This is a genomic window from Streptomyces sp. NPDC057253, assembly GCF_042669125.1.
Taxonomy (GTDB): Bacteria; Actinomycetota; Actinomycetes; order Streptomycetales; family Streptomycetaceae; genus Streptomyces.
In genome coordinates this window covers 13269-32125 of record NZ_JBHUXV010000026.1, presented here as the reverse complement: position 1 = coordinate 32125, position 18857 = coordinate 13269, and the positions used below count along the sequence as shown (strand labels likewise).

At 67.3% G+C, this 18857-nt stretch carries 8 protein-coding genes; 1 reads left to right on the top strand and 7 read right to left on the bottom strand.

Annotated elements, in window-relative coordinates; all coding sequences use genetic code 11:
• Window positions 1-487: 487 nt before the first annotated feature.
• Window positions 488-940: an SUKH-3 domain-containing protein gene (locus ACFULQ_RS16805; RefSeq protein ID WP_383544096.1), complete on the bottom strand. Its 453-nt coding sequence runs from the start codon at window positions 938-940 to the stop codon at window positions 488-490.
• The gene (locus tag ACFULQ_RS16800) at window positions 937-8457 is read right to left on the bottom strand and encodes a ricin-type beta-trefoil lectin domain protein (protein ID WP_383544093.1); all 7521 of its coding nucleotides are present in this window, start codon (window positions 8455-8457) and stop codon (window positions 937-939) included. Before ACFULQ_RS16800 ends, ACFULQ_RS16805 begins: the two co-directional genes overlap by 4 nt.
• 441 nt (window positions 8458-8898) lie before the next feature.
• Between ACFULQ_RS16800 and ACFULQ_RS16795 the strand changes: the two genes are divergently transcribed.
• A complete protein-coding gene (locus ACFULQ_RS16795) occupies window positions 8899-12432 on the top strand; it encodes a hypothetical protein (protein ID WP_383544091.1) in 3534 nt (1177 codons plus the stop codon).
• Between the two features lie 72 nt (window positions 12433-12504).
• On the opposite strand, the gene ACFULQ_RS16790 is transcribed toward ACFULQ_RS16795, so the two are convergent.
• From ACFULQ_RS16790 to fusA, 5 genes are all read right to left on the bottom strand, one after another.
• Window positions 12505-13332: a hypothetical protein gene (locus ACFULQ_RS16790; RefSeq protein ID WP_383544088.1), complete on the bottom strand. Its 828-nt coding sequence runs from the start codon at window positions 13330-13332 to the stop codon at window positions 12505-12507.
• A gap of 72 nt (window positions 13333-13404) precedes the next feature.
• Window positions 13405-13758, bottom strand: coding sequence for a hypothetical protein (locus tag ACFULQ_RS16785; RefSeq protein WP_383544086.1), 354 nt, complete (start codon window positions 13756-13758; stop codon window positions 13405-13407).
• Between the two features lie 75 nt (window positions 13759-13833).
• Window positions 13834-15030, bottom strand: coding sequence for an acyltransferase family protein (locus tag ACFULQ_RS16780; protein ID WP_383544083.1), 1197 nt, complete (start codon window positions 15028-15030; stop codon window positions 13834-13836).
• 319 nt (window positions 15031-15349) lie between these two features.
• A complete protein-coding gene (gene tuf, locus ACFULQ_RS16775) occupies window positions 15350-16543 on the bottom strand; it encodes an elongation factor Tu (protein ID WP_007384061.1) in 1194 nt (397 codons plus the stop codon).
• A 154-nt stretch (window positions 16544-16697) separates the two neighbouring features.
• Window positions 16698-18824: an elongation factor G gene (fusA, locus tag ACFULQ_RS16770; protein ID WP_383544080.1), complete on the bottom strand. Its 2127-nt coding sequence runs from the start codon at window positions 18822-18824 to the stop codon at window positions 16698-16700.
• Window positions 18825-18857 lie beyond the last annotated feature (33 nt).

Below are 18857 nucleotides of genomic sequence, written 5' to 3'. Positions count from 1 at the left end.
GGACAAACACCGGAGGGTGACCGTGTGCGACTACGGCGGGAAATCTGCGAGCACGGACACCTAACGGGCCCGAGTCCCAGCCCTGCTTACGCCCATTAGGACGGGGACACGTCGCGGCCTCCGCGGCAGCGACGGTGGTAACGCCGACGGTGGACCGGCTCAACCGGTACGAACTCGCGGCATCCCTGATCCCGCCTCACAGCGTGACGACCGAACCGGCATGTTCGTTGTACGGGGTGTCGCTGACGGCCAGATCGCCGTAACTGTTCCGGTCGAAGTCGCCATGCCCCCGGTCGAGCTTCAGTCCGGGACGGTCTTGCCATACGGCGTGAAGGTGCCCACGGTGAGGGCTGGCACCGCCCCGCAGGAACCACGCGGCTTGTCGCTGGCAAAGTGACCAAGGACAAGGCCACGGACCTACACGTCCACGGCCCCGCAGAGCGCTCCCCCTGATCGTTCTTCCCGCTCTCACCAAAACGTTCTTCGATCAGAAGAACGTTTTGTCCCAATCGCCGGAAATCAGAGCCCGCATGGATTGCACGAATCCATTACCGACGCGCTGCATTCCCGCATCCCCGGCGAGAAATATATCCCCATCATTAGCAATCAACACAACCTCTTCGGTGGCGAATGCAGAGCCGACAGGAGTCAGGGGGAGACCCACCTTACGTGAGTAAATTCGAATGTTCCCGGGATAGAAAGAGAGCGCTTCTTCGGCACTGATAGTCACTTCTACCTCAATGCCTCGGTACAGCCAGGTCAGGGAAACCTCTCGATACTCTGTAAGGAATCTGCGCAACTCTGGACCGACGAAGTATCCGGCACTTTCGTAGAGACTGGAGACGTCATCGACAGACGCTTCCCCCAGGCCCACGCGAACCGCGCCGGGGAACGCGTCACGCAGTTTCTCAAGCCGGGTGATTTCGCGGGCCCCGCTCATCCGGTGAGGACCTTCCCTACTGCCTCCGGAACCCAAGTTTGACAATTCGGGCACATTTTGAATTTTTTACCCTTCTGGTTGAGTGTGATGATGTCCAGATTCTCCAACGAGGCTCCGTCGTTCAGGGCATTGGTACACATACGCGCCTCTGCACAAACGCCGGGGGGGCGACCGTTAGGGAGCTGGGATTCCGCTGGCAGCCGGGAGATCACATCGGGATGGTGTCCGGTAGCAGGCCCACTCTCACCGTAGTAGACCTTCCCAGTAATGCGGTCACGTCCTACGCTGAACGCGCCCGGAAGAGCCTCATCCTCGGAAAGATTGGTCTTGACCTCTTCGATCCGGGCCCGGCCGAGTTGCGTCAGCTCGTCCTTGACGGCCTCATCGCAATTGTGCACCAAGACCGAGATGGCCCCCGCCAGCACGTAATACGTATGCGTGCTGGACACCGTCAGGTTGTTGACGGTCGCCCTCTGGGTCCACGCCTTCACCGCCGCGACCTGGACGTACGTCCCCGCCGACGTCTGGAGCCAGTCCCCCGACCGCAGTTCGCTCGACTTCGCCCAGCGGTGTTCCTTCGGGAGCCAGATCGGGTGGCCGGCGGTGGCGGTGATGGACTTACCGTTGGACAGGGTCAGGCGGACCAGGTGTTTGGTGCCGTGACCCTTGATCGTGGCGGTGACCGTCTGGGTGCTCAGGGCGCCCAGCACCGGGTCGGTGGACTTCACCTTGTCACCGGGGCGGAGGTCCTTGATGGCCTTGGACTTGCCGTTCGCCAGCAGGACCCGGGTGTTCGGCGTGAAGCTGTTGCACTTGCCGCCCGCCTCGACGGCGTCCTCGCCCGCGTCTGAGGCCCTGCCCGCGTCCTTCTCCGCCGTCTTCGCCGCCGACCTCTCCGTCGCCTTGGCGGCCGTCTTCTTCTCGACCGCCTTGGCCGCCTTCTCCTCGGCGGTCTTGACGACCTTCTTCTCCACCGCCTTCACCGCGGGGGCGACCGACTCCTTGGCCGCGGACTTCACGGCCGCCTGTTCCGCGCCCTGGAGGAACAGGCGACTCCCCAGGGCCAGCTCGGCCCTGGTCACGAGCAGAGCCGGCTCTCCCTGGCCTCGGGTGACGACGAGGACGCCAACCGTGACCGAGGTCATCAGGCAGGCCCTCAGGGTCGGGTTGGTGTAGCAGCTCACGGCGTCCGCAGCGCCGGAGTACTCGTAGAGGGCGTGCGGGACGGCCTTGGTTGCCTGCCAGGCCTTGTGCCTGATCTGGGACCAGCTCCAGAACTGCCCGTTCGGGTCCTCCTTCGTCACCGGGCTGTTGTCCGCGTACGCGTAACCGCCCAGCTGCAGGAGATCGGAGAGGTCCATCACCGGGTCGATGGTCGTAAAGCGGCCCGTCACCGGGTCGTAGTCCCGCGCGCCCAAGTGGATCAAGCCCGTACTGGACTCGTCCGCGCCGCCGATGTACGTCCTCGAACCCGCCCATGCGGCCGGACCGGCCTGGTCACCGCGCAGGTTGCCCCACGCGTCGTACGACCGGGACACGATCGCCATCCCGGACGCCAGCTTGATCTGAATCGTGCCGGTGCCCTGGGTGTTGCTGATCTGCGCGGCCAGGGTCTGGGACGAGGTGGCGCTGGAGGTGTAGCGGACCACTGTGGGGGCGCCCGCCTGGGCGTAGGTGCGCACAGCCCTGGTGGCGGTGTTCGACTGGGAGGCCGAGACCTCCGTCTCCCCCAGATACAGCGTGGTCCAGCCGCCGGTCGTCTTCGCGATCCGGTTGCCGTCAGCGTCGTACAGGTACGACGTGCTCGCCGAGAGGGCGAACTTCTGCGTCGACGCGCTCGCTGTGCACGCGGCCAGCGTCAGGTCCGTGCCTGCCGTGGTCGCGGGGGCGTTGAGGCAGAGCTTCGAGGCCGCGTTGTAGAACGTGCCGTCCGCGCGGAGGACGAAGGACTGGGCGGAAGCGTCGGGCACGCAGGTCTTCAGGGTGATCGCCGAGCCGGACGTCGTACCCGCCGCCGTCACGCACTTGCCCAGCACCGTCAGCTTGCCGCCGTTCGCGCTGAACTTCTGCGCGGGGCTGCCGTTGCAGGTGTAGATCTGGATGACCGTGCCGTCGGCCGTTCCGGCGCCGGCGTCGTCCAGGCACAGGCCGCCCGGTCCGGTGACGGCTCCCTTGCCCGCTCCGAAGCCGGACACCGAGGTCAGCAGACCCTCGCCGTCGTACACGAAGGACTGGGAGTCACCGTTGATCGTGCGCGTGGCGGTGCGGCCGGCGTCGTCGAAGGTGGCGGAGTTCGTCTCCGTCACCGTCTTGGTGCCGGAGTCTGCCGGGGTGACCGTCTTCTTGGTCCAGTCGGTCAGCGTGTTGGGCTGGCCCGTGTCGCCGTAGGCATACGAAGTGCCGCCGTCCAGCGCCGTGTTGAGAGCCCCGGTCGAGGTGCGCTGGGTGCTGTGGTCGGTGACCGTGGTGCGGTTGCCGAGGTCGTCGTAGCGGTACGACTGCCAGTAAGGGAGGGAGCCGTAGGTCGCCGTGCCCGTCGCGATGGTCGAAGGGGACGGAGTGGTGCCCACCCCACCCGACGCGATCGCCGAGGCGTCGGTCGCCTTCCACGTGGTGCCCGCCGAGTCCGTACAGCTCTTCGCCGTGGCGCCGGTCCAGGCCTCGACCAGCTGGCCGCGGGCGTCGTAGGTGAAGCACTGGTTGTCCCACGTGGTGGTCGCCCCGGAGGTCGAACCCGTCGCCACCAGGCTAGTGTTGCCCGCCTGGTCGTAGGCGTAGGCGGTCTGGGAGACCAGGCCCTTTGCCGTCTGGGTGGCGGCGTAGGAGTGGACGAGCAGCCCGGTGGGCTCGTCGTAGAGGGCGCTGGTCCACACCCGGTAGGGGTTCTGGCCGGTGGTGGTGCGGGTGATCTGACCGTACGGGTTGTAGATCGCGCCCGTGGTGTACCAGTCCCAGCCTGAGGTGGAGACCGGCAGGTCCTGGGCGTTGTAGCGGGTGATGATCTTCTCGGCCGTCGCCATACCGCCGGGGGTGGCGGGAAGGGTGGCCGACTGCTGCTTGCCGGTGCGGGTGTAGGTGTACGACCAGTGGTACGAGCCGGAGAGGTTGCTCGTGGTGCCGGTGATCGTCGGGATGGTGACCGTCTTGCCGGTCAGCTGGCCCTTCGGGGTGTAGCCGGTCGCCTCGGTGACGATGTCTCCGGCCGCGGAACCCGGGGTGGTGTGGCGGACCGAGGTCGCCGGCCGACCGATGCCGTTGGTCGCCGTGTCGTACGTCCACTCCGCCGTCGGCAGGGTCGCCGAGCCCACCGTGAGGGAGGACTGGCGGCCCAGGGGGTCGTAGCCGTAATGCAGGACCTTGCCGGTGGCGTCCTTGGTCTGGATGACGCGGTCCTGGTCGTCGTACCAGGTCCGGCTGGTGCCGGAGTCGGGGTCGGTGCTGGTCAGGACACGGTGGCGGGAGTCGTGGGTCCAGGACCAGAGGTGACCGGACGCGTCCTTGACCTCGGTGCGGTTGCCCAGGGCGTCGTACTTGGTCTCGGTGTATGTGCTCGCGGTGCGGGCGGCGTTGGTGTACGTGATCTGCTTGACCGCGCGGCCGATGGCGTCACCGATGGTCTTGGTGGCGGTCCCGCCGGCAGGTGGGACTACCAGAACCGATGCGTCGCTGTCGCTGTAGGTGGCCGTTGTGGTCGCGAACTCCGCATTGTGGTGCAGGGTGACGGACTTCAGCGGACGGCCCAGACCGTCGTACGTCGTCTTCGTCGAGTTCGGGATCGGCTGCTGGCTGGTCGGCAAGTGCCAGGTCTTCGCCGGCAGGCCCGTCGTGTAGTACCCGTTGTCGGTGCGGGCAGGGCTGCCGTGGTCGTCGTAGCGGACCGAGCTGACGATGCGACCGAGGCCGGTGGCGTCCGGTGACTGGGTTTGGACGGTGCGCATCATGCCGTCGTAGAAGGTGACCGAGTCGCTGTAGGTGCCGTTGTCGCGCAGGTTGCTGGTGATGACCCGGGTCGGGGTCCTGGAGCCGAGCCCGTACGTGATCTTCGTGGTCGGCAGGGAGTCGTCGTCGCCGGGGAGCCAACCGGTGGTGAGGCGGCCGAGCAGGTCGTAGGCGTAGCGCGTGACGCTGTCGTTGGGGTCCTTGGTGGTCAGGGACAGACCGCGAGCCGGGTCGATCGTGGTGATCGTCGTCTGCTGCTTGTTGTTGGTGATGCTGGTGCCGGTGACGACGTAGTCGCTGCTGCCCGGGGTGAAAGTGGTCCTGGTCACCTGGGTGCCCAAGGTGACCTTGGTGGCGCGGCCATAGTCGTCGTACGCGGTGGTGGAGCTGGTGACGCTTGCGGTGCCGTCGCCGTTCAGGGCTTTCTGGCTGGTGGCGTCGCCGAGCGCGTTGTAGCCGGTGGTGGTGTCGGAGACGACCTGGGCCGTGGCTGCGGTCGTGACGTCGTCGCAGTCGGTGGCCGTGGTCAGGACCCGCTGCGGCAGACCGTAGAGGTTCAGCGACTCCTTGTTGTCATACGTCGTGAGGGTGCAGGTCGTATCGCCGACGACCGGGGTGGTGTCCCCGGGGGAGGTCAGGGTGACCGTCGAGACCTCGCTGAGCTTGGGGAGAGCGTCACCGTCCACGGCGGTGGTGGTGCGGGTACCGCGCCACTTGCCGTTGTAGGCGGTGAGGTCGTCGACGCGCTTCATGTAGCTGCGGCGGGCGACCAGGTCGCTGTCGCCGGTGCGGGCCCGCCGGGCCGTCTCGGTGCTCGCGCCCGGCAGGGTGATCACGCGGCTGTGCGCGGCCGCCGCGCTCTCCGCGGAGAGGTAGGTGACGGCTTCGGCAGCCTGGCCGGCGTATTCGGAGGCGTCGTCGGAGCTGAGCGTGGCGCCGGTGTCGTCCTTGAGGGTCTTTCCGGAACCGCGCAGGTAGTACGTCGTCGATCGGGAGCGGGTGGCGGCGGCTCCGTCGGGATCGCCGACCTCGGTCGTGACGTAGGCGTAGCCGCGCCAGTCGCTGTGGGTGCGCTGCGAGGGCTTGGTGAACTCGGCGTCGCTCTTGGCCCAGTAGCCGCCGCCGCCGTACGTGTAGCTGGTGACCAGGTCGGGTGAAGCGAGCGCGGTCTGGGTGACGACCGTGTCCTGCTCGGTGACGCGGGCGACGGTGAACTTGTTGAACCAGGACAGCGGCGGGTTCTCGACGCTCTCGTCAGGCGACCAGTGCACGGGGTAGCAGGCAGCGGTGTTGTCGGCGATGTCGGTCTTGGCGGGGGCGTACGCGCAGCCCTTGTTGTACTCGACGACCGTCTTCTTGCCGTTCTCGTCCGTGATCCCGGTGATACGCGGATGGACGTACGTCAGCTCGATGTCTTTGCTGTCGTCGCGTACGCGGTTGGGCAGGGCCGTGCCGTCGAAGGCGACGGCGGGCAGGGTCTGGCCGGGGGCGTCGTCCGGGTCGGTGGTGTCGGTGTCGTAGGCGCCGTGCTGGATGCCGGACAGCCACAGACCCGGGGAGGTCTGGTACCACCCGCCGTTGAATGCCTGGCTGAGCGTCCACTCGTCGATCGGGCGGAGGGCGCTGGTGCCGTCACGGTGGGCCCAGGTGACGACCTTCTCGAGTCGCTTGCGGGTCCAGAAGGACGGGAAGGTCGGGCACTGCTTGGAGGTGGCCGTCTTGCAGAGCAGGGTGCGCGGGGTGTCGTACCAGACGCGGTACTTCGCCGGGTCGTCGGAGGTGAAGTCGTCCGCGTCGCACTTGCCGCTGTTCGCGTTGAGGCAGCGCTCTTCGGTCCGGAACTCGACCTTGGCGGCCGGGACCGCGTCGAGGTGGTCCTTGTTCAGGCCGTACTCGATGCTGAGCGGGTAGGAGGCGCGGGCGTACCTGACGGCCGTCTTGTTCGCCTTGTTCTTGGCGTAGTAGTTGTATTCCTGCCGGTAGTTGACCACCATCGCGTTGCCGTGCAGGTCGACGATTTTGTCGAGCTGCCAGGACCAGGCCTGGTCGCAGAAGGAGTCCTTGAAGGCGTCCGCGTGGCAGGGTTCCTTCGGGTCGTTGCCGAAGACGGGGACGGTCGAAACCGAGTCGGTGTCCGCGTGTCCGCCGCCGACCTTGTCGAGGCCGAAGTAGTACTTGGTGCCGTCGCGGGTGGTGGCGATCCAGTACTCGCCCTTGTCGTCCGTACCGCCGCCGTCGCCGTTGTCGGCGCCGGTCTTCCGCTCCACCTTGGTGCCGTCGTCGGAGCGCGGATGCCACTCGCCGGTGGTGTCGTCGCGGACCAGTTCGACGGTGGTGCCGCCGAGGGTCATCACCGCGTTCCAGGAGGCCCAGCAAAGGTCGCCGGTCTTCTTCGCCTTGCCCTTGTTGTTGGCGTTGTCCCCGTCCTGGTCCTGGCCACAGCCGCGGTACGACCGCTCGATGTGCCCGGTCTCGTACGACCAGCCTTCGCCGATCCAGGAGGTCTGCGGGTTGGCGGAGGCCGTCTTGCCGTCCACTGCCTGCGAGTTGTACGAGAAGGCGACGGTCGGCGTCGGGCCCGCGGCGACCGGCGGGGCGTCGATCGCGTAGGTGTAGGAGAAGCCACCGGACGACGAGCCGGCCGCCCAGGTGCCCGCTGAGGACAGGGGGGTGGCCCGGAAGGACCCGCCGACTCCGTTGCCGGAGTCGCCCACACCCAGGACCCCACCGGACCCGGCGGAGGCGGCAGCGCTGACCGCCTTCGCGGAGGTGCCGTGCCAGACGGCCGACTGGACGCTGCCGTGGGAGAGGGCAGCCGCCGCGTCGGCCGTGGTGGTGCCGGTCGCGCTGTCGGCGGCCATCGGCGTGGACAGGTCGAGCGTTGCCTCGACCTTGCTGGCACCCAGGTCGGTGGTCTCGTTGCCGTCCGCGTCCGTGGTCGTGGCGTCGGGCAGCTGGTCGGCCGAGTCGTCCAGGGGCTCGGGAGTGGCGCACGCCTCGTTGTCGGGCTGGGTGAGGAAGCACTCGGGGTAGCGGACCAGTTGGAGCCGGTCGGACCACTGAGCGCCGAAGTAGTTCTTGAAGTCGGTGGCGTCGATCTGGACCTTGGCGGGCGCCGGGGTGGTGTCGCTGGTGGTGATCTGCATCAGCAGGCCGTTCACGCCGGCCGCGGTGGTGTCGGCCTGGCTGAGCACGTTCACCGACCAGGTGCCCGTGGGCTGCTGAGCTGTGTCCTCGGAGGCGGCGCCGATCTTCACAGGGACCCCGCCGTCGACCTGGACGAGCCCGTCGGGGGCGGTGGCCAGCTTCTCCGGGGTGATGTCGGCGGTGCCGTCGGGACCGGCGGCCGGGATGGCAGTGCTGCCGTCCGGCGGATCGGTGTCGTCCTGGGCCTGGTCGATCGCGTACTGCCGGGCGTAGCCGTCCGGGGACTGGTCGGCGCCGTCCACCGGATCGGTAGCCGGCACGTCCACCATGGCGGCGACGTCGTCGGTCGGAGGAGGCTCGGCGACCGCCCTGCCGTCCAGGACCCCGACGGACAGGGCGAGCGACAGCAGCAGGACACCGCCCGGCGCCATGACGCGGCGGATTCCCCGGTGCCAGCGCGGACGTGATCGACCGAACACGAAAGGAACCCCCCGGTGGGCGCGGCCGGGCAGTCACCCCGGTCGGCGGTGCGGACGAAGCCGTAAGAAAAGTGTGAGGAAAATGAGAAGATGATCAGCCGGGATTATTGGGCACCTGTACGCTTCCGCGCCAGAGTGTTCGAGACTGTGTGTGATTACTCACTGACAGAAACATGACAAGAAGGATCAACTCCGGGCAGATTGAAGGCAATTAAGGCTGGAATAAGAGGCTCCGGCAGCCCCAGGGGACGACAGACACCTCTCGGCCCTTGTTCAACCCCCCTCATCCCTTCATGATCTCCACACGTTCTCCCCGCGTCCCGACAAGACCACCGGATCGCCCGAGCGGGAGAGCCGTTCGCATGTCGCCACCGTCAGAGGGGAAACGGTCCGGTGTCCTCCGCTTCTTGGCCGGGCAGGCTGAGCCAACGTCACCTGCGCCTGCTCACAGCCCTGTTGGCCCTTGTCCTGGTCACGGCGACCGCCTGGGTGCTGCTCCCGGCCCAAGCCCCGGACAGCGGCGACACCGCGAAGAGCCCCACCGCACCCCACGCCCGCACGGAGCCCGAGGCCCGCGCCCTGGCCAAGCGCACCGGGGAACCGGCCGAGGTGGTCACCGCGCGCACCGCCAAGACCACCACCTGGGCCAACCCGGACCGCACCCTGACCACCCGGATCCACGTCATGCCGGTCCGTACCAAGATCGACGGCCAGTGGCGGGCCATCGATCCGACGCTGCGCCGCAGATCCGACGGGAACTGGGCGACGACGGCCACGACGACATCGGTGGTGCTCTCGGGCGGGAGCAAGAAGAAGGCCGCGTCCTCCGGTGTCAACCAGGCCGCCTACGTCCACCCGGCAGCGGACACCGACGACACCACGAGCACCCTCGCCACCCTCACCACGGCAGGCCACACGATCAACCTCACCTGGCCGGGCCCACTCCCCGCACCTGAGGTCGAGAGCAACGAGGCGCTCTACCGCGAGGTGCTGCCGGGCGTGGACCTGGTGCTGGCCGCGACCGACGGCGGCTTCTCCGAGGTGCTCGTCGTCAAGTCCGCCGAGGCTGCGGCCAATCCCGCGCTCAAGACCATCTCCTACGGCCTGACCTCGCCGGACCTGACGATGAAGCTCGACTCCCGCAGCGGATCCGTCCACGCCTACGACGCCGAGGGCAACGACGTCGCGGCCACCCCGACCATGTTGATGTGGGACTCGGCGGGCAAGGACGCCACGACCGACAACCTGACGCACGGTGACGGCGGCCCTGGCGACCCCGACCCGACACCGACGGCAGACCAGGGTGGCTCGGCCGACCCGACTCCGGAGGCCGAGGACGACTCCGACGCCGCCCGACGCCGGGCGAGCGAGGACGAGCACGCCGACACCGACTTCGACGACGCAGGCGCCGAACCCACCGCGACCACGGAGACCGACGGCGACGCCACAGCGTCCGCCGCCGCCTCCGTGCCCGCTTCCGAGCCCGACCCGGCGGTCACCCAGCCCGCAGGCGACGAGGACGCCGTCGTGGTCCCCGACACCACCGCCATCGACCGCGAGATCCCGGGTCTGACCGGTCCCCAGCCCGGCACCCACACCTCCCGTATCGACCCCTCGCTCGCCGCCGACGGCACCATCACCCTGACACCGGACCAGGCCCTGCTGACCGGCGCGAACACGACGTACCCCGTCTTCATCGACCCCAGCACCAACACCGACGCGGGCAACTGGACGACCGCCTACAAGCGGGGTTCCTGGGCCACCGCCACCTTCTTCAACGGCCGCGGTTTCAACAAGGGCACCAACGAGGCGCGCGTCGGCTACGAGTCCGACACCTTCGGCAGCAGCCGTTCCTTCTTCACGATGGAGTGGCCGGAGAAGGTGCGCACGACCTCCATCAAGGAGGCCACGCTCAACATGAAGGAGACGTACGCCTGGTCCTGCTCCAAGCGGGACGTCGAGGTGTGGCGGACCGGCGACATCGACAAGAAGACCAGTTGGTCCAACCAGCCCGGCTGGAGCGACCATCTGGACACCAGGTCGTACGCCAAGGGCTACAAGAAGAGGTGCGCGGCAGGAAACACCGTCTTCGACGTCAAGGACGCCGCCCAGTACGCGGCCGACCGCAGCCTGAACCACTGGACGCTGGGTCTGCAGGCGGGCGACGAGGACGATCAGTATGCGTGGAAGAAGTTCCAGGCCACGAACGACAACGCCGGCCCGAGCATCGACGTCACGTTCAACACCAAGCCGAACAAGCCGAGCAAACTCAAGATGAGCCCGGGCAAGTGCACCACCAGCACGCCCTACGTCACCATCGGTGACAACGACCAGATCACCTTCTCCGCGGCCACATCGGACCCGGACGGCAAGGACGATCTGAACATCATGCACCTCACCCTGAAGAACACGGGTACGGGCACGGTGTACCACCGGGAGGAGAACGCCTCGGGCAAGAGCACGACCAGCGTGGTGTTCGACAACACCAACTCCAGCGGTTCCAGTGTGCTCAAGGACGGCACCTACTCCTGGAACCTGTACGTCAAGGACGATATGGGCAGCACCTCGTCCACCAGTTACACCTGCTACTTCAAGCTCGACACCGTGGCCCCGAAGACACCGAAGGTGAGCTCCACGGACTTCGACGAGGCGGACGCAGACAACGACAGCGGCGAGGACCAGTGGTCCAAGGCCACGTTCGGACAGTCCGGCTGCATGCAGTTCTCCAACTGGGTCACGGACAGGGTCACTCAGTACGCGTACAGCTGGAACAGCACGACGTACGACAAGTCCGCCAAGATCAGTGACCACAACAGCTGCACCACCAAGTCGGGCGACGTGATCACCGGCAACGCCATCACAGCGGTCGTCTCCGTCACCCCACCGCTGGCCGGCCCCGCCATCCTCTACGTCAAGGCCGTCGACGCGGCAGGCAACGAGTCGGTGACCCCGAACTCGTACAAGGTCTTCGTGAGCCCGAAGGACAGTGACGAGACCGCCGGCGACATCACCGGTGACGACAAGCCGGACCTGCTGACCATCACCGAGAGCACGGACGACGACGGAGTCGTCCACGACGACCTGCGCGTCTACCCTTCCGGCACCAAGGGCGACCTGTTCATCGGCATGGATCCGTCCTACGGCAAGACCACCAAGAACACCGCATACGCCGACGGCTGCACCCAGACGGTCAGCTGGAAGGGCGCCCTGATCACCCACCTCGGCGACTACTACCCGGGCGACGGCCTCCAGGACCTGGTCGCACGCATGGGCGACGGCACCCTGTACGTCTACCCAGGTGACGGCTACGGCGGCTTCAACACCTGCGCCCGGCTGCCGCTCCTGTTGCCCACCAAGGGCACCGACGTCGGCGGCGCGAGTGTCGACGTCCCCGCGCCGTCCGCCTTCGACCAGATCCTCTCCGCCGGCGACGTCACCGGCGACGACCGCCCCGACCTGTTCGTCACCGCGGGCACCCAGTTCTGGGCCTTCACGGGCTACACCGGCGCGTCCTTCTCCGGCGCCCGGCTGCTGAACGACGGCACCGCCTGGCCGGGCCGAGACCTGGTCAACGTCTCCGACATCACCGGCGACGGAATCGCCGACCTGCTCTACCGCTCCACCAGCGGTCGCGCCCTCCTGCGCCGGGGCAAGGCCGACTCGGCGGGCAACGGCCTCGACGTCCTCTCCCTCGCCACGGCCGCCGCCTCCTCGACCGGCACCGACGGCGAGTACGCCGCGAGCGGCTGGTCCCCGACCGACATGCCCCGCCTGCTCGGCATCCCCGACGTCACGACTGACGGCGTCCCCGACATCTGGGCTCACATGAGTGACGGCAGCGTGCGGTTGTACGCGGGCGGCAAGTCAGTGGTCGGCAGCTCCACGACGGTGATCGGCAACTGGACAGGGAAGCTGGCGTTCGGCTGAGCCGTGGCGCCCCGTCCCGGATCGGGGCCGATGACGCCAGCCGTCCTCGGCCCCACCAGCGCTCCTTTGGCGTCAGCGCACGTCCACGTGGTCCCCACCACTGGTCGTCGCCCCCGTCGTGTCGTTCCCCCCGTACGCCCACCGCCACGTCCCGTCCTTCGAGGCGGTCACCGTGGTCTTCAGGGCGCCGGTGCTGCTCGTCGTGACCTTCTTGACCGTGACGAAGGAGCTGGTGCCCGTCTCGCGGAACTGGAGGCTGACCGAACGGCCGCCGTAGCCGCCGTACTTCTTGGTCGCCCAGTCCGCCCGGGTGAGCTTGCCGGTGACGGTGATCTTCTTGCCCTTGACGACTGGCTCGGGCGAGGCGTCCACGGTGACCTTCGCCGCGCGCTTGAGCCGGACGGTCAGGGACCGGGTCTCGTGTTCCTCGGCCACGAGGCTCCCGTTCGCCCGGAAGAGGCGCAGGGCCACGGCCGTCTTCCAGGTGGTGGCGTCGCCGTTGGAGTCGACGTGCTCCTGAGAGGGGTGGGGGTCGATGTAGAGGGACCCCTCGCACTCGGCCTTCCGATTGCTCAACTCGTAGCAGGTGTAGCTGCCCGGTCCGATGTAGTTGTCACCGGTGTCGGCCGCGTGCTCCAGGCCGCCCCGGTAGATGAAGGGAAACGCGTCGTACCGGGACGGGTCACTCGTGCTGTACCCGGACGGCAGCGTGATCGTGAAGGTGAGAGACGGTTCCACCACCTTCGAAGTGCCGACCACGATCGGCTTCCCCTTGTTGATCACGATGTCGGTCACCTTGATCCCGGTGTCCTGGGCGTGGGCCGCCGGGGCGTTCAGGAGGGTGAGGGCGAGGGCCCCCACGAGCGCGGCCCCGGTGACCGTGCGTCTGCCAGTGGTCATTACCACCTCTTTCGTGGTGCGGAAAAGGAGGAGGCAGACTATCCCATGACCTGCACATGACTCTCACTTGGCCTACGGCCATTCCACCAACACCCTGAACACCACATACACCCCCACCACCAACACCGGCGCCGCGAACGCGAACCCCACCCGCCGAGCCGTGCTCCCCCGTTCCCACGGCAGAGCCCAGCTCGCCGCGAGCAGGAACAGCGCGAGGCCCAGCCCGCCGAGCAGCAGCGGGAAGGCGACGCCGAAGCTCGACTCGAAGCGGTCGGCCTCGGGGCCCGCGCAGGAGTCGCAGGCCATCGCGGAGAAGCCGCCGACGAAGTAGACGAGCACACAGGCGGGCAGGGTCAGGAACGTCGAGACCAGCGGGGCGACCCAGGCTCCGGTCGCGCGGTCGTCGTCGAGCGTGAGATCCGGCATGGGTCCATCACAGCGCGCGGGCACGCGGAGCCGCATGAGCGTTCGTACTCAGAACGGACGTGCGGCGTACGGAGTTCAGGCTCCCGCGTTCCGCAATCGCGCGAACGACGTGTCCAGCCCCCGCTTCAGCAACCGCGCCACCGGCCGCTCCACGAACCGGTGCACCAGCCAGCTCAGCAGCAGGAACCCGGCGATCACGGAGACGACCAGCAGCCGGGCGTCCATCGTGTCGCGGAGGCGGTTGATCAGAGTCGTACCGGCCGCGTAGTGCATCAGGTAGAGCGGATACGTCAGCGCACCCGCCGTCACCAGCCACCTCCAGCGGACCCGGTCCGTGGCGCCGAGGGCGATGGCCACCATGGCGAGCAGGAACACGGTGAAGATCAGCACACTCCCCCGCCACCCCGACACATGCTCGACCTCGTCGATCCGGATGCCCAGTTCCCGCTGCCCCATCAGCCAGGCCATCGCGAGGATGCCCCACAGCAGCAGGTCCTGGCCGAAGCGGTGCATCAGGTACAGGGAGAGGCCCGCGATGAAGTACCAGGCACCCTCCGGGTTGGCGACCAGTTCGAGGAGCGGGAGCTTCGAGATCGGGGCGAGCATGGCCGCGGCGCCCCAGACGCAGCAGAAGACGACGACCTTGCGGTAGGTCAGACCGCTCCACACCACGACCAGGAAGAGCAGGTAGAAGCGGAGCTCCGACCACAGGGTCCAGTAGACGCCGTCGACGTTCATGACGCCCGAACCCGACTGGAGCATCGTGAAGTTGAGGAGGACGTCGCGGGTGCGCAGGCGGTCCCACACGCCCGGCAGAGCGATCAGCACCGCCGTGGTGAAGACGATGGCGAACCAGTACGCCGGGTACAGCCGGATCACCCGGGAGGTGAAGAACTGCCTCGGCGTACGCCCCCAGCACGACATGCAGATCACGAAGCCGCTGATCACGAAGAAGATCTCGACGCCGATCCAGCCGTAGGAGGCGAACCGGAAGACCGTCGGCATGATGTCGGACACCGGCCGGTCCCAGACGCGGTTGCCGGGCTGGTCGACACGGTGGGTGCCGGCGTAGTGGTGCACGGCGACCATGAGCGCGGCCAGGAGCCGGATGCCGTCGATGGCGTAGAGCCGACGGCCGGCACGGTCGCGTACGACGGCGGACCGGGCGGGCTGCCGCACCGGGGCGGCGCTGGCGAGGGGCGGAAGCGGCTGTTGCAGGCCACCGACGAGCCGCCTCGGTATCGACGTTCTGCGCTGTTCCGCGTCCTGCATCGACACCTGCGTGTCCGTCCGTCCTCGCGAGGGAATCCGGGCCGGAAGTGGCCACCGGACGCCTCAGGCTACGACTGGCACAACCACCTCACAGGGAACAGACAAGAACATTCCGTACGGCCCCCGGGCGAAGTTGGTTGAACGCTCTGCGAGGCGTCCCACAGAGTTCGCCCACTCTTCACCCGCTCCGCATGCAACCCCCGGACAGACCGCCGGACAGACCGCCGGACAGACCGCCGGACAGGCGAAAGGGCCCGCACGACCGAAGTCGTACGGGCCCCTTCAGAGACCGAGGTCTCGGAGACCTGTCAGGTCAAGATCAGGCGGTGATCTTGGTGACCTGGCCGGCGCCGACCGTCCGGCCACCCTCACGGATGGCGAACTTCAGGCCCTCTTCCATGGCGACGGGCTGGATGAGCTCCACCTTCATCTCGGTGTTGTCACCCGGCATGACCATCTCGGTGCCCTCGGGGAGGGTCACCACGCCGGTCACGTCCGTCGTACGGAAGTAGAACTGCGGACGGTAGTTGTTGAAGAACGGCGTGTGGCGGCCACCCTCGTCCTTGGAGAGGATGTAGGCCTGGGCCTCGAACTGGGTGTGCGGCGTGACCGAACCCGGCTTGATGATGACCTGGCCGCGCTCGACGTCCTCGCGCTTGATGCCACGGAGCAGCAGACCGACGTTCTCACCGGCCTGGCCCTCGTCGAGCAGCTTGCGGAACATCTCGATGCCGGTGACCGTGGTGGTGGTCTTCTCGGTCTTGATGCCGATGATGTCGACGGTCTCGTTGACCTTGAGGACACCACGCTCGATACGACCGGTGACGACGGTGCCACGACCGGTGATCGTGAAGACGTCCTCGATCGGCATCAGGAACGGCTTGTCGACGTCACGCTCGGGCTGCGGGATCGCCTCGTCGACGGCGGCCATCAGGTCCAGGACCGACTGGCCCCACTCCTTGTCGCCCTCGAGAGCCTTGAGCGCCGAGACCTTGACGACGGGAACGTCGTCGCCCGGGAACTCGTACTCGGAGAGGAGCTCACGCACCTCGAGCTCGACGAGCTCCAGGATCTCCTCGTCGTCCACCATGTCGGCCTTGTTCAGGGCGACGACGATGTACGGAACGCCGACCTGGCGGGCCAGGAGCACGTGCTCCTTGGTCTGCGGCATCGGGCCGTCGGTGGCGGCGACCACGAGGATGGCGCCGTCCATCTGGGCAGCACCGGTGATCATGTTCTTGATGTAGTCCGCGTGACCGGGGCAGTCGACGTGGGCGTAGTGACGCGTCTCGGTCTGGTACTCGACGTGCGCGATCGAGATGGTGATACCGCGCTGGCGCTCCTCGGGAGCCTTGTCGATCTGGTCGAAGGCCGAGGCCTCGTTCAGGTCCGGGTACGCGTCGTGCAGCACCTTGGTAATGGCGGCCGTGAGGGTCGTCTTACCGTGGTCGATGTGACCGATGGTGCCGATGTTGACGTGGGGCTTAGTCCGCTCGAACTTCGCCTTCGCCACGGGGTCCTCCTGTGGAGTGGTTCTGAACGCCTTGCTTCATCGGCGCCAGGTGATCTTTGCTGGAAAGCCTCGGCCCGGGGGCACTCCCCCTCAAATGCGGGTGAATGCCCCTCCGGGCTCCGGAGTCAAGCCTAAAGCGTGCGAACGCGGTGCGTTACTCGCCCTTGGCCTTCGCGATGATCTCCTCGGCGACGTTCCGCGGAACCTCGGCGTAGGAGTCGAACTGCATCGAGTAGCTTGCGCGACCCGACGTCTTGCTGCGGAGGTCTCCGACGTAGCCGAACATCTCCGAGAGGGGCACGAGGCCCTTCACGACGCGGGCACCGGCCCGCTCCTCCATGGCCTGGATCTGACCACGGCGGGAGTTGATGTCGCCGATGACCTCACCCATGTAGTCCTCGGGCGTGGTGACCTCGACGGCCATCATCGGCTCGAGCAGCACGGGGCTGGCCTTGCGGGCGGCCTCCTTGAAGGCCTGCGAGCCGGCGATCTTGAACGCGAGCTCGGAGGAGTCGACCTCGTGGTAGGCACCGTCGAGAAGCGTGACGCGGACGCCCGTCATCTCGTACCCGGCGAGGATGCCGAACTGCATGGCCTCCTGCGCACCGGCGTCCACCGAAGGGATGTACTCCTTCGGGATACGGCCACCGGTCACCTTGTTCACGAACTCGTACGAGGCGTCGCCGCCCTCGATCGGCTCGATCGCGATCTGCACCTTGGCGAACTGGCCGGTACCACCAGTCTGCTTCTTGTGCGTGTAGTCGACGCGCTCGACGGCCTTGCGGATCGTCTCGCGGTACGCGACCTGCGGCTTGCCGACGTTGGCCTCGACCTTGAACTCACGGCGCATACGGTCGACCAGCACCTCGAGGTGCAGCTCGCCCATACCACCGATGATGGTCTGGCCGGTCTCCTCGTCCGAGTGGACCTGGAAGGAGGGGTCCTCCTCCGCGAGACGCTGGATGGCGACACCCAGCTTCTCCTGGTCACCCTTGGACTTGGGCTCGATGGCGACCTGGATGACCGGCGCCGGGAAGTCCATGGACTCCAGGATCACCGGGGCCTTGTCGTCGGAGAGCGTCTCACCGGTGGTGGTCTGCTTCAGGCCCATGACGGCGACGATGTCGCCGGCGCCCACCGACTCGATCTCCTCACGCTTGTTCGCGTGCATGCGGTAGATCTTGCCGATGCGCTCCTTCTTGCCCTTGACGGAGTTCAGCACCGCGGTGCCGGACTCCAGGCGACCGGAGTAGATCCGGACGAAGGTGAGCTTGCCGAGGTGCGGGTCGCTCATGATCTTGAACGCCAGCGCGGACAGCGGCTCCTCGTCGGACGGCTTGCGCTTGACGACGACCTCGGGGTCCTTGACGTCGTGGCCCTCGATGGCCTCGACGTCGAGCGGGGTCGGCAGGTAGCGCACGACCGCGTCGAGCAGGGGCTGGACGCCCTTGTTCTTGAACGCGGTGCCACAGAACACCGGGGTGACCGTGGTGTCCTTGGACTTGCCGGACGCGATGGTGATACGACGGATCGCGGCGTACAGCTGCTCCACGGTGGGCTCCTCGCCCTCCAGGTACAGCTCCATGATCTCTTCGTCGTTCTCCGCGACGGCCTCGATGAGCTTGCCGCGGTACTCCTCGGCAGCCTCGGTGTGCGTGGCCGGGATGTCGACGGTGTCGTACATCTCGCCCTTGGCGGCCTCGGCGGACCAGACGAGCGCCTTCATGGTGACGAGGTCGACGACACCCTTGAAGTCGGCCTCGGCACCGATCGGCAGCTGCATGACGAGCGGCTGGGCGCCCAGGCGGTCCGAGATCATGTCCACACAGCGGTGGAACTCGGCGCCGGTACGGTCCAGCTTGTTGACGAAGCAGATGCGCGGCACGCCGTAACGGTCGGCCTGACGCCACACCGTCTCGGACTGCGGCTCCACACCGGCGACGCCGTCGAACACCGTCACGGCGCCGTCGAGAACGCGGAGCGAACGCTCCACCTCGACGGTGAAGTCGACGTGACCCGGCGTGTCGATGATGTTGATGGTGTGGTCGACGCCCTCAAGCGGCCAGTGACAGGTGGTGGCAGCAGAGGTGATCGTGATGCCACGCTCCTGCTCCTGCTCCATCCAGTCCATGGTGGCGGCGCCGTCGTGGACCTCACCGATCTTGTACGAAACGCCGGTGTAGAACAGGATCCGCTCGGTGGTGGTCGTCTTGCCCGCGTCGATGTGGGCCATGATCCCGATGTTGCGGACCCTGGCCAGGTCAAGCGAAGTGGTAGCCATAAGGCTTCAGTCTTCTCTCGGTCTCGATGGGGT

Excerpts from the sequence above, each read along its gene's own strand:
- ACFULQ_RS16790 (WP_383544088.1), bottom strand. The coding sequence starts at position 13,332 with ATGACCACTGGCAGACGCACGGTCACCGGGGCCGCGCTCGTGGGGGCC.
- fusA (WP_383544080.1), bottom strand. The coding sequence starts at position 18,824 with ATGGCTACCACTTCGCTTGACCTGGCCAGGGTCCGCAACATCGGGATC.
- ACFULQ_RS16800 (WP_383544093.1), bottom strand. The coding sequence starts at position 8,457 with ATGGCGCCGGGCGGTGTCCTGCTGCTGTCGCTCGCCCTGTCCGTCGGG.
- ACFULQ_RS16785 (WP_383544086.1), bottom strand. The coding sequence starts at position 13,758 with ATGCCGGATCTCACGCTCGACGACGACCGCGCGACCGGAGCCTGGGTC.
- ACFULQ_RS16780 (WP_383544083.1), bottom strand. The coding sequence starts at position 15,030 with ATGCAGGACGCGGAACAGCGCAGAACGTCGATACCGAGGCGGCTCGTC.
- ACFULQ_RS16805 (WP_383544096.1), bottom strand. The coding sequence starts at position 940 with ATGAGCGGGGCCCGCGAAATCACCCGGCTTGAGAAACTGCGTGACGCG.